15 protein-coding genes are annotated in these 14,109 nt (G+C 38.8%); 5 read left to right on the top strand and 10 right to left on the bottom strand.

All coding sequences use genetic code 11. The annotated features are described in order from the left end of the window. Window positions 1-99: 99 nt before the first annotated feature. The 4 genes from BQ5321_RS08295 to BQ5321_RS08280 are packed head-to-tail and all read right to left on the bottom strand — an operon-like array spanning window position 100 to window position 4,193. Entirely contained in the window at window positions 100-741 is a 642-nt protein-coding gene (locus BQ5321_RS08295) for a pyridoxamine 5'-phosphate oxidase family protein (protein ID WP_071394052.1), read from the bottom strand. Window positions 742-753: 12 nt separating this feature from the next. After that, entirely contained in the window at window positions 754-2,133 is a 1,380-nt protein-coding gene (locus tag BQ5321_RS08290; RefSeq protein ID WP_071394051.1) for a M14 family zinc carboxypeptidase, read from the bottom strand. A gap of 27 nt (window positions 2,134-2,160) precedes the next feature. After that, entirely contained in the window at window positions 2,161-3,183 is a 1,023-nt protein-coding gene (locus tag BQ5321_RS08285) for a FecCD family ABC transporter permease (protein ID WP_071394050.1), read from the bottom strand. Then, complete coding sequence (locus tag BQ5321_RS08280) at window positions 3,183-4,193, bottom strand: FecCD family ABC transporter permease (protein WP_071394049.1); 1,011 nt, start codon at window positions 4,191-4,193, stop codon at window positions 3,183-3,185. Before BQ5321_RS08280 ends, BQ5321_RS08285 begins: the two co-directional genes overlap by 1 nt. A gap of 110 nt (window positions 4,194-4,303) precedes the next feature. Between BQ5321_RS08280 and BQ5321_RS08275 the strand changes: the two genes are divergently transcribed. From BQ5321_RS08275 to BQ5321_RS08265, 3 genes are all read left to right on the top strand, one after another. Beyond that, a complete protein-coding gene (locus tag BQ5321_RS08275; protein ID WP_071394048.1) occupies window positions 4,304-5,278 on the top strand; it encodes an ABC transporter substrate-binding protein in 975 nt (324 codons plus the stop codon). 186 nt (window positions 5,279-5,464) lie between these two features. Beyond that, a complete protein-coding gene (locus BQ5321_RS08270; RefSeq protein WP_071394047.1) occupies window positions 5,465-6,301 on the top strand; it encodes an ABC transporter ATP-binding protein in 837 nt (278 codons plus the stop codon). 222 nt (window positions 6,302-6,523) lie between these two features. Further along, entirely contained in the window at window positions 6,524-7,504 is a 981-nt protein-coding gene (locus tag BQ5321_RS08265) for an extracellular catalytic domain type 1 short-chain-length polyhydroxyalkanoate depolymerase (RefSeq protein ID WP_071394046.1), read from the top strand. Window positions 7,505-7,638: 134 nt separating this feature from the next. On the opposite strand, the gene BQ5321_RS08260 is transcribed toward BQ5321_RS08265, so the two are convergent. The 4 genes from BQ5321_RS08260 to codY (BQ5321_RS08240) form a co-directional block, all read right to left on the bottom strand. After that, entirely contained in the window at window positions 7,639-8,082 is a 444-nt protein-coding gene (locus BQ5321_RS08260; protein ID WP_071394045.1) for an Hsp20/alpha crystallin family protein, read from the bottom strand. Window positions 8,083-8,333: 251 nt separating this feature from the next. Beyond that, window positions 8,334-9,128: a GTP-sensing pleiotropic transcriptional regulator CodY gene (gene codY / locus BQ5321_RS08255; protein ID WP_071394044.1), complete on the bottom strand. Its 795-nt coding sequence runs from the start codon at window positions 9,126-9,128 to the stop codon at window positions 8,334-8,336. A 490-nt stretch (window positions 9,129-9,618) separates the two neighbouring features. Further along, a complete protein-coding gene (locus tag BQ5321_RS08245) occupies window positions 9,619-10,158 on the bottom strand; it encodes a flavodoxin family protein (RefSeq protein WP_071394042.1) in 540 nt (179 codons plus the stop codon). Window positions 10,159-10,290: 132 nt separating this feature from the next. Next, window positions 10,291-11,085 carry a GTP-sensing pleiotropic transcriptional regulator CodY gene (gene codY / locus BQ5321_RS08240; protein ID WP_071394041.1) on the bottom strand — a complete coding sequence of 265 codons (795 nt, stop codon included), beginning with the start codon at window positions 11,083-11,085 and terminating at the stop codon, window positions 10,291-10,293. 519 nt (window positions 11,086-11,604) lie between these two features. Here codY (BQ5321_RS08240) and BQ5321_RS08235 point away from each other — a divergent pair. Both BQ5321_RS08235 and BQ5321_RS08230 read left to right on the top strand, forming a co-directional pair. After that, window positions 11,605-11,940, top strand: a complete 336-nt coding sequence (locus BQ5321_RS08235) for an MGMT family protein (RefSeq protein ID WP_071394040.1) — start codon at window positions 11,605-11,607, stop codon at window positions 11,938-11,940. A 60-nt stretch (window positions 11,941-12,000) separates the two neighbouring features. Beyond that, window positions 12,001-12,675, top strand: coding sequence for a Crp/Fnr family transcriptional regulator (locus BQ5321_RS08230; RefSeq protein WP_139187769.1), 675 nt, complete (start codon window positions 12,001-12,003; stop codon window positions 12,673-12,675). 104 nt (window positions 12,676-12,779) lie between these two features. On the opposite strand, the gene yyaC is transcribed toward BQ5321_RS08230, so the two are convergent. Further along, window positions 12,780-13,385 (bottom strand): spore protease YyaC, encoded by a 606-nt coding sequence (gene yyaC / locus BQ5321_RS08225; RefSeq protein ID WP_084786690.1) that lies wholly within the window; start codon window positions 13,383-13,385, stop codon window positions 12,780-12,782. 491 nt (window positions 13,386-13,876) lie between these two features. After that, the gene (locus BQ5321_RS08215; RefSeq protein WP_071394038.1) at window positions 13,877-14,077 is read right to left on the bottom strand and encodes a cold-shock protein; all 201 of its coding nucleotides are present in this window, start codon (window positions 14,075-14,077) and stop codon (window positions 13,877-13,879) included. Window positions 14,078-14,109: the final 32 nt, after the last annotated feature.

The following is a 14,109-nucleotide window of genomic DNA, read 5'->3' as shown; positions in this document are numbered from 1 at the left end:
CCCACTGAATCGAAGGACCATTTGCATTCATCCCTCACTTGTAGAAGTGGAGGACTTCTGCTGAATGAAGTTAATAAATTCGTATTTTTGAAGGATCCATTAATACAGCTCTGTTTTGTAATCATCGTCAAGACTATTTTTAATTTGTTCTTCATTCATCCCGGGAAGCTTCACATGCTCGGCTAGTATTTTAGAGGCATTCGGCAATGATGTCTTATCTATCCAAGCTTCCGGCTTCCATAAGCCCGATCGAATGATGGATTTGGCACAATGAATAAAGCATTCCTCCACCTCCACACAAATGCCAAGCAGCGGTTTCTTGCCCTTGACGGCCATCCTTTCAAGCAACTGGTCATCCTTTACTAAAGATGCTTTTCCATTTACTCTCAACGTCTCTCCTAATCCAGGGATGAGAAATAACAGACCAGCATAGGGATTTGCCAGAATATTACGCAATGTATCGCTCCTCTTATTACCCGGTCGTTCCGGAATGACAATATGTTTTTCATCAAGCACTAAAACAAACCCTGGCATATCACCTCGGGGAGAAACATCACATAATCCCCTTTCATCAGACGTAGAAACGACGACAAAGGGTGAACGAGAGATAAATTCCTTACAATGATTATCTACATAAGTAATAACCTTTCGTTTTACGAGCTCACTTGGATAGCCAATAATAGCTCGTAGTTCCTCCTCAGATTCAATTTTATCCTGATAGGTAACTGTCGGTTCCAGCATATCATCACTCCCTTAGTTTTGACTGATGTGACTGGCAACAATTAAGCCGCTTTCTAGTTGGATTCGAACGAGCTTTTGAATTGGTATGACAGAGTAGTCTAGTTCGGTTTCCAGCTGGTCACAATAATCTTTCAGCTTTTCTGTTCCTTTATCATGTACCCGTCTGAGCTCGGCAAAAATCTCCGTGCCAATCATTTGATCCTGTTGCAGCCGTTCCATTTCGTATTCAATGCTTCGCACAGCTAAACCAAGGTACAACCCATGATAAAATTTAGCTGTTTGCAGGTTATCAAATATTTCGGATACTTTGGCGATTCTTTCAAATTCGGGCTCACTTTCAGCCCATTTGACCTTCGCCTCGCTTCCTTCTTTAACAAACTTGATGACTTCATCGACTAGCTTTATAAATGGATTATCTTTCGATATATATAGACGAATTTCATCCAGCATCCTATCCAAGGAATAGAAGTGTTTTTTACTTATTTCAATATTTCGGAGAATCGCTTCTCTTCTTGTTAAATTTCCTTCCTTCATATCTTGTATTCTCGGATCATAGAAGTAGGGCAGCTCGGCAAGCAGGGTCACACAATCTGCCTTTGACAGTGCATAATCTGAGCTGGATGTCCCATTTTCGATATGCGGCGCTGCACCGGTAATTTTTTCCGTAAAGTCATAGGCATCCTTAATGCTCATGCTTTGAAAAATAGCCGGAGACAGCTTCGTAATAAAAGGCTCCTCTGGTTCACCTAAGCTTAATGGAATCCCCTGTTTCATAGCTGAATCTCGCAAATCATCATATAGCTCTGGAAGATCATGTGATAAATACCAATAAGCTCCACCAAAGCCAGCATTATGTAGGGAAAACATAAATGAAGGCTTTGTCTCATCAATGATTTTCATTAGGGCCTGTGTCTCGGGAAGAGGTTTATGAAAATGCAGGTCCTTATAATCAATAGGAAAAGTCCATTCTACCTGTTCATAACCAATTGGACGAAAGTAATTCTTCATATAGCTATATAAATTAAACGGGCCCTTGAACCAGCCTTCATTCAGTCGAACACCATCAGGGTCAATGCATTTTATTATGTACCAGGTGAAGCCTAACTCTTCACGAAGCTGTTGATTCTCTGCTAGTGCCCGTGAAAAATATTCCATGGTCATTGCCCCAATCGGCTCGTTTGGGTGCGGACAGGCAAAGCACAAGGCATTCTTAGCTCCGTCCCCAATTTTCATTCCTAGAATGGAGTGCCCGTTTCTGGAGATGCCTGCTTCAAAAATCGTTACAGCATCAGGAAACTCCTTGGCGAGCTCTCTTGTACTATGATCCATTTCATCAACCGTCAAAAACACCTGATAATCTGGCACATTGTTTACAACTGCTTGTATATTCATGAAAAAATCCTTTCAGCATCATAATGATTACTTGGCTTTAATTAATAGATAGATAAAATAAGGTGCACTTAGAATCGACACGACAATTCCAACAGGTATCTCAGTAGGTGACAGGACATTCTTGCCAATCGTATCTGACACCATCAGCAACAACGCTCCTACCAAGGTCGATACTGGAATAATGTATTGATGCAGAGGTCCCATTAATTTTCTTGCAATATGAGGTACAACCAATCCTAAAAAAGCAATCCCTCCACCAGCTGCAACAGAGGCCCCTGCTAACGCGACGGCAATTAACAGGAGTACCTGTCTTTCTCTTTCCACACTTGTTCCAAGCCCGCTGGCCAAATCATCACCTAAATGCAGGACATTTAAACCATGTGCTTTCGATAAGGCAATGGGGATGAGAATGATGATCCACGGCAATAACGCACCAACAAAGGTCCAGTTTGCATTCCATATATCACCTGTCAGCCAGACAGCAGCCTGCCTGAAATCCTGCGGATCCATTTTTAACTGAAAAATAGTTAAAAAGGCTCCAAAGCCTGCATTCACGCCAATCCCGACTAGCACTAGTCTGATTGGATTCACGCCATTCTTCCATGCCAAAGCATAAATAAGAACCGCAGCACCAATGGCACCAATTAAAGCAGCAAAGGGCATCATAAAAATAGACAGTTTACTAGCTGCTGTAAAATTCCCTTGAAAGAAGTAAATAAATAAGACAACAGCCAGTCCGGCACCTGTGTTAATTCCCAGTATTCCCGGGTCAGCTAGTTCATTTTGCGTAATAGCCTGCAGTATCACCCCTGAAACAGCCAATCCGGCTCCAATAAGGAGCGCCAAAATGATTCCTGGTAAACGAAATTCAAATAAGATTAATTCCTGTCTAGCAGTCCCATTATTAAACAGGGTCTTGATGACCTCTCCAGGTGCAATATGGATAACCCCGGTGCTCAAGCTCATAAAAAACATCATAATGATGAATACAATAAGGAGAGCGAGAATGGCTACAAATCTTTTCTTTTTCTTTACTCCTGCTGTATGCATTATTTTCCACCCCCACTTCGCGCTAGGTACAAGAAGAAAGGAACTCCAATTAGAGAGGTAATCGCACCGACTGGTGTTTCAAAGGGCGCATTGACAAGCCTGGAAATAATATCGGATAAAACCAGTAATAGGGCGCCAAATATAGCTGATGATGGGATAATCCAACGGTAATCTGTTCCCATAATAAATCGGGTAATATGTGGAACAATAAGTCCGACAAAACCAACAGCACCTGCAACTGAAACAGCTGCTCCTGTCAGAATTAATATCGAAACGATCCCTAATAGCTTAATCACGAGATTATTTTGACCTAAGCCAATGGCCATGTCCTCACCTAAGCTAAGAACCGTTATTGATTTTGAAATGAGGATAGCTACGATGAGACCAACCATTCCTGAAAGGATGAGAATCTTGACAGATGTCCAATTGGCGCCATGCAGTCCACCGGCAATCCAAAAGCCTAATTCCTTTTCTAAGTTAAAATGTAAGGCTATAACGGACGTAATGCCTCGAAGCATAGTTCCAATTGCAACCCCTGCCAGGGCAAGTTTCACCGGAGTTAATCCTCCGCTTGAAAGTGAACCAATCATAAAGATAAGGGCGACTGCCATTCCGGCACCAATAAACGAAGCAAATGACAGACCTGTCCCAGGCAGTCCAGGTAAGAATGCTAATCCTAGTACAAGTGCAAACGCCGCTCCATCTGTGACCCCCATTATCGAGGGAGAAGCAAGCGGATTTCTGGTCATTCCCTGCATAATGGCACCTGATACAGCCAGAAAAGCTCCTACTAACGCTGCTGCAAACGCACGCGGTAAACGAAGCTCTTGAATCACCTGATGAGAGGTGAGGTCAGGATTAAAATCAAAAATAGCCTGCCACACGACAGAAAGCTCAATATTTGTCGTACCATATGAAATAGACAGACCAACAGAAAGAATTAATAATATGATGGCAGTAAGATTTAGCAGAACTTTTATCGGACTTGAATGATTAATATATGATAGCATGTTTCTCTCCTATTTCCGCTTCATTAAAATGTAAAGCTGAATAAAATTGACTTGATAAATGAAAATGATTATCATTAATATTGGAATTATAACATAAAGGAGAAATACATATGAACACTATTAAATATTATCGTCTACTTTTTTTCAGTATCATATTCGGAGTCATAATGATTCTCTCTGCCTGTGGAAATCAAAATGAAACGGACGATGCTACACCGGAATCTGATCACGAGCAGAAAGAGGATCATGCTGAAATAACACTTGATTCTGCAATGGGTGAAGTCACTCTTCCCGCAGGGGCAAAAAAAGTTATGGCTCCATTTCATGAGGACGCACTACTTGCTTTAGGTGTTACTCCTGTTGCTAAATGGGCAATTGGTGAAACGGTTCAGGATTATTTAGAAGCTGACTTGAAGGAGATTCCAAGTATTGAATGGAACCTTCCCCTTGAGCAAGTACTCAGCCATGAGCCGGAGATCCTAATATTAGAAAATAATATGGATGGCTACGAAGGAACATATGAGGATTATAATAAAATTGCGCCAACCTATGTTATGAACGAAGAAACAACAGTAGATTGGCGAAAACAAATTGAAGTCTTTGGTAAAATACTCGGTAAAGAATCTTCAGCTGAAAAAGCACTAAAAGATTATGAAGCAAAGGTATCTGAGGCAAAGCAGCAATTACATGAGAGCATTGGCGATGAAACAGTCGCTGCTATTTGGGTAGTTGGCAACCAGTTCTTCTTATTTGAGCACAACCGACACAGCGCAGACGTCGCATACAATGAGCTTGGTTTAAATCAGCCAGCACTTGTGAAAGAACTTGGAGACGCAGAAAGCGCTCAATGGAATCCACTGTCTGTCGAAAAGCTATCAGAGCTTGATGCAGACCATGTCTTCCTATTAGCACTAGAAGGAGAGCAGGGCATTAAAACCCTCGAAGACAGTGCTGTTTGGCAGAGTACTCCTGCAGCCCAAAACGGTCAAGTATACCTATTAAACGACGCAAGCAACTGGACAAACAAAGGCCTAAAGGCCTCCGAAAATACCATCGACGACCTCGTAAAAACCTTAGTAAAATAACAATGTAACGCATTAAAGCGATGGGGGACAGTCCCCCATCGCTTTAATGCGTAAAAATGTTAATTTTCTAATGAAAATGATTATCATTGACTATTAGAATAAAAGAAAATACAATAATGATAACACCGTTGGGTATAGTAAATATATATAGATTGTTTTAAGGCACGTCGTAGAGGAGAGATTCCAATGCAATCATTGTCAGCAAAGGACCTAACACTTGGTTATGGGGAAACCATTATTATTGATCACCTGGATATTCATATCCCGAAGGGTGAAATCACTGTTTTCATAGGCGGAAATGGCTGTGGTAAGTCTACCTTACTTCGTTCATTAGCGCGTCTCTTAAAGCCGCAGAGCGGTGATGTCATTCTAAATGGACAAGATATAGCGAAAATGAAAACAAAGGAAGTAGCCCAAAAGCTGGCGATACTTCCACAAAGTCCTACTACACCTGAAGGATTGACTGTTTATGAACTTGTCAAACAAGGCAGACACCCTTACCGGGGATTAATCAAGCCATGGTCGAAGGCCGATGAAGAGGCGGTTATCCAAGCATTGAAATCCACCAACATTTATAACTTAAAGGATCGTTCAGTGGATTCATTATCTGGAGGACAGCGGCAGCGAGCCTGGATTGCCTTAACACTAGCACAAAAAACAGATATTATTCTATTGGATGAACCCACTACTTATTTAGATATGACACATCAAATTGAAATCTTAGATTTACTTTTTGATTTAAACGAGAAAAACAAGCATACCATTGTCATGGTATTACATGACTTGAACCTAGCAAGCCGTTATGCCCACCATATAGTGGCCATCAAGGATAAAAAAGTATATGCGGAAGGCAAGCCTGAAGAAATTATTACGAGTCAATTAGTTCATGATGTTTTTCAAATGAAATGTAATATTTCCTGTGATCCACTTTTTGGTACACCGATGTGTATTCCGCATGGAAAAGGTCGCTCTATATTCACTCATCAATCAAAAGCATCATCCAAAATGTCTTATATGAGATAGCTGCCAATTTAACTTACGTGCAGCTACTCCATATAAGACTTTTTCTTTTTTCTCCATAACAATCACTTTAAATATATGTAATCGCATTCAAAAAAATGTGGCAAGGATGGGCCTTGCTACATAGATTATAAGGACACCTATATGTTTCATTTTCACTTAATCGGGCTACTCCCTTGATGCAAAGCTTTTGGAGAATAGTTAGATTATTAAGGAGAGCAAAGTATGGGTAACTTTAAAGACTATTTGCATGAAGGATTTCTTTATAAGCTTTATATCCCAAGTACTCCCATAAAAGACCGTCTGCCAATGGTCGTTATGCTACATGGATGCGAACAGGACCCTGATCAATTTGCTGAAGAAACGAAAATGAATCAGCTAGCTGAAAATGAAAGGTTCATCGTCCTTTACCCTACGATGAAACGAATCTATAATCCTCTATTCATAGACCCTCATAAATCAAATCCCGCCGGGTGCTGGAATTGGTTCTTAGATGAAAACCAACATCGTGGAGAAGGACTTCCGAAAATCATTGTAAGCATCATGCGAGATGCTGAGAAGCAGCTAATTAAAGAAAACCTATCCATTGATTGGAAAAAGGTATATGCAGCCGGTTTTTCTTCAGGAGGAGCGATGGCAAGCATCATGGGGGTTACCTATCCCGACCTATTTAGCGGCATTGCCGTTTGCTCCGGATTGCCGTATGATGCTGCCAATACAAATCTATGGAAGGATCCCTGGAATCTTGCCGCTGATTTAGCGATGAAAAACGGAGTACGAGACCCGTATAAGTGTGGGGTGAATGCCTGTTATGAAATGCAAAAGGCGTTTCGCGAATCGGGTATAAAAAGAAAAATTCCACTAGTCATTTTTCATGGGACAAATGATCTGACTGTTCATCCTAAAAACGCAAACCAATTAATTATTCAATGGAACCAGGCCTATTACCTCATCGAAGGCGGCAAAGGCCATGTAATCGCCAAGCCCTCATCGGTCAAAATTAATAAGTTAGATAATGGTAGAAAATATTCCCAGCATAGTTATAAAAGCTCTAATCTCTTGCCATATATTGAACTATATATGATTCATGATATGGAGCATGTTTGGTCTGGCGGCAATAAAACAGGTAAATTTACTGATCCTGATGGTCCTGATGCCTCATCTATGATTTGGGAGTTTTTCGAAAGAGCATCTTCAGCCTTATGAACCCGTGTATGACTAGCAACTATAACAGTGCAGGACACCACTTATCATGAATGGTGCCCTGCACCTTAATCACTAAACCAAAAAATCCAAGCTATTTTGCTCACTTTTTAACAATTACTAACACCATGAATACATTAATGAATTTCTATCTTATTACGGCCAGGCTTTCCTGGTGACCGTTTTGGTATTTCAATTTTTAAAATTCCATCCTCAAGCTTGGCCATTATTTCATCATCTTTAATATCCTCTACATAGAATCTTCGCAGAAATTCTCCAAAATGTCTCTCCTGACGGATTACCTTTTCATTCTTGTCTTTTTCCTCAGTCAAAAGCTCCCGTTTAGCTTTAATGGTTAATTGATTGTTTTCATATTCTATCGAAATATCTTCTTTAGCAAAGCCTGGCAGTTCAGCCTCTACGTAATAAGCATTCTCTTTTTCCATAATATCGGTGCGAAAAGAGTTAAATCCCTCACCTAATGTGAAAAGTCCATTCTGCTCAAACACTTCGTTGAAGGATTTTAACATATGTCCGAAAAGCTCCTCATTTCGTTTACGAAACGGTATTAAATCAAACATCATTCATTCCTCCTCTGTGTTTACTATTTCCTTACACTATTATTATACAATAATGGAAAAGGGCACCCAAACAGCTAAATTCTTAATTATTATCCATAAATCACCATTTCTAATTAGTTTTTTACATGAATTTCTAATTTTCTTTGGATTTCTTCATTTTTCACTTAATACCTTATTTTGACTCAATTACATACAGCTCTCTTAAAAATAAAAAAGGACTTCCCTAAGTCTGGGAAATCCTTTCTCCTATCTTATGCTAAACGGAATTTATTTGACTTTAGCTTTTCTAGGGCAACTAAAAACTCTTCGTTCAATACTTTGATATGAGTTCCTTTCATTCCTAGTGAACGAGATTCGATAACACCTGCGCTCTCGAGCTTGCGTAGAGCGTTAACAATAACTGAACGAGTAATCTTCACACGGTCTGCCACTCTTGAAGCAACTAATAAGCCTTCTTTACCCTGTAGTTCTTCAAATATATGTTCTACCGCTTCCTGCTCACTGTAAGATAATGAATTAATGGCCATTTGGACAATCGCCTTTCTACGGGCTTCAACGGCAAGCTCTTCAGCCTGTTCACGAAGAATTTCCATTCCAACTACAGTTGCACCATATTCAGCAAGAATCAGATCATCATCCTCAAATGGTGTTTCAATTCTGCCGATAATGAGTGTTCCAATCCTTTCCCCACCGCCAATAATCGGAACAATGGTTGTAACACCATTTTTAAATAAATCTTTATTTTCAACAGGGAATACTGAATGTTCGTTATCCACATTAAGGTTTGAAGAAGTTTCCTTGATATTTAATAAATTTCTTGTATATTCCACAGGGAAGCGACGATCCTCCAGCATCTGTTTAATTCGCTCATTTTCAATTTCCTGATTAATAGAAAAACCAAGAAGTTTCCCTTTTAAACTAATGATAAAAGTGTTAGCTTGAATGATTTCGCTTAGTGTGTCCGTCATTTCTTTAAAATTAACAGATTTACCTGCTGTTGTTTGTAATAGTGAATTGATTTGTCTTGTTTTAGATAATAAATTCATGTTATTTTCCCCCAATTATTGATTCTATTCTTTTCCAAAAGCGACACTGAGACATTTATATATAAATCTTCATTTTTAAGTCTGATCAAATTCGCCCGTCGAATTTGCGTCCGGATTTTTTATCGAGCTCGCTCGAAAAAAAATCCGTGACATCCGCCGGAGGCTTAACTTCATTCAGCCGGGGTTTGTACCTCCACTGAATCGAAGAACCATTTGCATTCATCCCCCACTTATTAGAAGTGGAGGACTTCTGCTGAATGAAGTTAAACTTGGATGTTGATATTCGTTCAAGGCACTTCGCTTTCCACATGCGACCGCCGAGTCTCCTCGACAATATATAAGTTAATTCTTCCCTTCTATTAGATCTATATAGAAATCTATATCAATAATAATTGATTTAATATATTAAATTAATGATAAAAGTCACAGTTTTTAGTGTAAATGTGAATATTTTTTTAAATCCTTAATTTTTTTCACAAAAACAGACACGCTAAGTAACAGGGCTATCCATCGTTACTCTACTAATAAAGGAATCAATCTCATGCTTACATTGTTGTAATTCCTGCATACTTACTCTGAAATTAAAGGTATACCTTATCTTATTTTTACGGTTATCTGGTAAAAAAGCATTAATCCATAGCTCCGTCACTTCAACAGGCTCTTTATGGACAATCGAAGACAATTCACTGATGAGTTTTTCCTTTTGACTTTTTACTCCGTTGCAAATTGAAATGAAAAAATATCTGTTGAGATTATTTTTCTCGGCCTCGATAAATTCCCTTATAGGACCAGCGAGTTGACCTCCCCATATAGGTGCTATAAAAATAACATTTTTATATTCACTTAGATTTAGATTATAGATGGACAGTTTTGATTTACGCTTCAAATAACGATCCAATAATATCGAAAAGGTTGTTCGCTTTTTCTCGACCATTATTTTGTGAATATCACATTTCATTCTTTTGCTTAACTCGTATGCTAGCTTTGCATTATTTCCTGTATGTGAGTAAAAAACAATTAAAGATTTCATTTTTCTCCCTTCCTTCAAGAAAAATCCCCAATTCTCATTTGTAATGAAGGCATCGGGGATTAACGGCTAGTATTCTTGAGAAGTATCACCATGGTTATTCAGACTAGACAAAAATCTATTACAGCTGGCTTTCTAAGCTAATTGACTATTTTTCTCTTTCATTTTTTCAATTGTACGTAGAAATCGATCGTTCAATACTCGAATATGCGTCCCCTTCATTCCTAATGAACGTGATTCAATAACCCCCGCACTCTCTAATTTACGTAATGCATTGACAATAACAGAACGAGTTATTTTCACACGGTCAGCTATTCTTGAAGCCACTAATAAGCCTTCTTTTCCGTTTAGTTCATTAACGATATGTTCAATAGCCTCCTGCTCACTATAGGATAATGAGTTGATTGCCATCTGAACTATCGCCTTATTGCGTGCTTCAGCAGCAATCGCTTCCGTTTTTTCACGAAGAATTTCCATTCCAACCACCGTTGAACCATATTCTGCAAGCATTAAATCATCATTTTGGAATGGGTCCTCCATTCTAGCTAGGATTAAAGACCCTAAACGTTCTCCACCGCCAATAATTGGAACAATTGTAGTGAATCCATGATTAAAAAACGTTTTATTCTCCTCTGGAAAAACAGAGTATTCACTATGAACATCAAGATTAGATGAGGTCTCATTAATTTCCAAAATACGATTTGTATAGCTTTCTGGAAATTGTCTCGACTCAAGCATAGACTTTATTCGCTCATTTTCAATTTCATGGTGAACAGATATTCCTAGAAGTCCCCCTTGAAGGCCTAATATATATATATTTGCATTCATTACCCTTGATAATGTATGCGACATCTCATTAAAATTAACTGTCTTCCCAACCGTTGATTGTAATAATGCATTAATTTTTCTCGTTTTAGTTAATAGATTCATATAACAGTTCCCCCTAATTGACCTATCATTCATTTATCGCTCATCAGTTTTACATATAGTTCGTAACCAACTGATGAATCTATTTGAATAATGTCATTTGTTATGTATCCCATTTTAAATGAATTGATTAATTCAATTTATGATAAAAGTCACAATCTTTTAAGAGTATGTGAATATTTTATTAATTTTTAATAGCTAAACAAATTTTTCCTGTTTCTACCAAAAAAAACAGCCGTATCTCTCAAGCGATACGACCGTTTCTTCTATTTGTGCTTTGTAAAAAAATCAAGAACACCCTTCATAGCACGGAATGTTAATTTTCCGTCTTCTTCTCATGATAGAACTCCTCATCATTTTCAATGACAATATATTCTTCTACTGTTTGTTTTTTTCTTAAATAGCTTATTCATGACCTCCACCATTATCAGCCTTGTCTACATGAACGGATTCTCGTATAGTTAAGTTACAAAGATAACGAAATAAAAAGACAAAAGCTTTTTTGCTAGAAAGAGGCTGACCATGAATCCATTTACTCGCAAAGTCATTGCAGTCGTTAAATCTATTCCGTTTGGAAAAGTGATGACATATGGACAAATAGCCGCTGAGGCCGGAAGCCCAAGAGGAGCTAGACAAGTTGTTCGAATTCTCCATTCCATGAGCGACAGTCACCAGCTCCCTTGGCACAGAGTCGTGAATAAAAAAGGGGAAATTGCCATTAAAGATGAAGAAACGCACTCATTACAGATTACATTGCTCAATAAAGAAGGGATTATGGTCGATGAACACCATCGTATTAATGTAAAAGAATATCGGCATGATGTTCATGTGAACAACTCGAACTTTAATCATCCATAACGTAGACTTCCATTCACCCTGTTATCTACGTTACATATAGCTAGAAAGGAGCGACTGCATTTGGACAGCACAAAAATTCATCCATCGATGACAGTAGCTAAAGGCTCCAATCTGTTCAATGCCATTGAACAGGTTGGAACCATACAGAAGTATCGAAAAGGGGATATTATTTATTTACAGGATGATCCAGCAAGGGAATTTTATTTAATAAAATCAGGCCGGGTAAAGCTATTCCTTACTTCTAAGGAAGGTAATGAGATTACTTTGAAATTATTAGGACCTCATATGATCTTTGGAGATGCCTCCCATCTCAGCCATACTCCCCGTCTAACCTCAGCCAGTACTGTAACAGATGTCGAATTACTGACCGTAAATATTGACCGGATGCTGACCTATATGACCTTAAATCCTAGCTTAATGATTGAGCTCTATTCCTTAATGGCTCAAACCATCCGCCTTCTCTCCATTCAGGTATACAGCATGGCCTTTTTATCATCAGATAAAAAAGTCGCGCACATATTAGTCCAGTTAGGAACTTATTTTAAAGAAAAGGATACAGCTCCTTCTTATTCTATCGACTATACACATCAAGAAATTTCAGAATTAATCGGGATTTCAAGAGTCACAACCACTAAGATACTTAAGCAATTCGAAAAACAAGGCTGGATTTCACTTGGTTACCATAAAATTACAGTCGATGACGAGGTTTCATTGAAGCAACATGCACTTACATAATGACTTCTCCCACTTCAAATACTAAAAGGACTATTCTTCTTCATCGAGATAGTCCTTTTTGCTAGTAAAGTAAGTTAATACATATTTATTTACGCTCTTCACTGTCAACCCAATCCCAATAAAGGCTGATGGGATGGATATTGAAAGTACTGACGAACCGTTAACGAAATGCCCTTTGCAATTGTCATGGCCATAGAGTATATAAGATGAAGGTCCGTTAGAAAAAGAGAACAGGTTTCTTCCGGGACATTATGAAGAACGACCCCCATCACACAACAGTCTCCAACCTTGGGCAGCAAACAGTTCCCTACACCCTCCCCAGGTTGCATAGCTCCATTACGAATCATAATTGAATTAACGAATCGTTCAGTACCTAATACACTATCAATTGCAATTACAAAGCTATTATCAGGAAAAGAAATCTGCTTAAGCTCTGACTCGAGTGTTTCAGCATCTAAAGGATATCTCAATGTCCCTGAAACCGTCACATGATTTGCATATAATCCCTCTAATAACGTTCCAACAAATGGTCCAAGACTATCACCATTAATTTTATTTGAGCCAATTCCTACAATATAAATATGTTCAGTCCCTTCCGGTATCAACTTGTACAAACGATCCCGAATGAAGAATGGGGCTAACTTATTGTCATAAGGAATAAGCTTTTCTACTGTAAGCATTTCTTTACTCTCATGATAATTAGAAATCATCCCTCGTCCAGCTCCTCTATCCTAATCTACTATACTCTTGTTTGTCAGTTGCCCCAAAGAAAATCGAAGCAATCAAATTCGCCCGTCGAATTTGCGTCCGGATTTTTATCGAGCTCGCTCGATAAACTACCTTTAAAAAATCCGAGACATCCGCCGGAGGCTTAACTTCATTCAGCCGGGGTTTGTACCCCCACTGAATCGAAGGACCATTTGCATTCATCCCCCACTTATAGAAGTGGAGGACTTCTGTACCTGTCGCAAGCTTTCGGTACAAAAAGCATTTGCTGAATGAAGTTAAATACCTCTGTAAGCGAGCCTTGGTCATATTTATTTTACAGGTAACTCTAAATCATTACACTATTCTCACTATTTATTAAACAATAGAACGAGGCCTTTCGACAAGAATGAAGGTATTATCCTGAGAAAATTTTTCTTTTTTTAAAATTGCATATAAAAAAACAGACCCTCGAAAGAGTCTGTTATCTATACTGTTATGCTTTTTGTACGTTAGCAGCTTGTGGTCCACGCTGACCTTGTTCCACATCAAATGTAACGCTTTGGCCTTCATCTAATGATTTAAATCCGTCGCCTTGAATCGCTGAGAAGTGTACGAATACATCCTCTGCTCCTTCTCGCTCGATAAATCCAAATCCTTTTTCTGCATTGAACCATTTTACTTTACCGTGTTCCATTTTTGTTGCCTCCTAGTGCGTTTCAAACACAT

Origin of the sequence: Bacillus tuaregi (assembly GCF_900104575.1) — a bacterium.
Taxonomy (GTDB): Bacteria; Bacillota; Bacilli; order Bacillales; family Cytobacillaceae; genus Bacillus_BD; species Bacillus_BD tuaregi.
Note: the sequence above shows the minus strand (reverse complement) of the source record. Positions and strands in the feature narration are given on the sequence as shown.